The sequence below is a fragment of the Shimia sediminis genome (genome assembly GCF_003990645.1).
GTDB classification, from domain to species: Bacteria; Pseudomonadota; Alphaproteobacteria; order Rhodobacterales; family Rhodobacteraceae; genus Shimia; species Shimia sediminis.
The window spans coordinates 1-880 of the sequence record NZ_RYZK01000050.1; the positions used below are offsets into that span (position 1 = coordinate 1).

Genomic DNA, 880 nt, shown 5'->3' on the forward strand with positions numbered 1-880 from the left:
GCGGAACATAGCTGTGAACTGTTCTGAAATGCGTTTAAATAGCTCTTGGATGGCAGTAGAATTACCAATAAACGTAGCTGACATTTTAAGACCTCTAGGTGGAATGTCACATACGGCTGTCTTGACGTTGTTCGGTATCCATTCGACGAAATAGCTACTGTTTTTGTTTTGGATGTTCAACATTTGCTCGTCAACTTCTTTCATTGACATACGGCCTCTAAAGATAGCTGCAACGGTTAAGTAACGTCCATGTCGTGGATCGCAAGCGGCCATCATATTTTTGGCGTCAAACATTTGTTGTGTTAATTCTGGTACGGTCAAGGCTCTGTACTGTTGGCTTCCTCTCGATGTAAGTGGTGCAAAGCCGGGCATGAAGAAGTGGAGTCGAGGGAATGGTACCATGTTGACAGCCAATTTCCTAAGATCTGCATTTAATTGACCAGGGAATCGTAAACACGTTGTTACTCCAGACATTGTGAGGGATACTAAATGATTCAGATCTCCGTAGGTTGGTGTGGTCAATTTTAACGTTCTAAAGCAGATGTCATATAGAGCTTCGTTATCGATACAGTACGTTTCGTCAGTGTTTTCTACTAATTGGTGGACGGATAGGGTAGCATTATAGGGTTCTACAACGGTGTCGGATACTTTGGGCGAGGGTACGACTGAGAATGTGTTCATTATCCTATCTGGATATTCTTCGCGGATTTTTGAAATGAGCAACGTTCCCAATCCAGAACCAGTACCTCCTCCAAGAGAATGTGTAAGTTGGAATCCTTGTAAACAATCACATGATTCAGCTTCTTTTCGTACTACATCTAAAACTGAGTCTACGAGTTCGGCACCCTCCGTGTAATGACCTTTTGCCCAATTATTTCCG

At 42.8% G+C, this 880-nt stretch carries 1 protein-coding gene; it reads right to left on the minus strand.

The features are described from left to right. A partial coding sequence (locus EK369_RS22830) for a tubulin beta chain (RefSeq protein WP_164727083.1) occupies positions 1–880 on the minus strand: 880 nt, incomplete at both ends.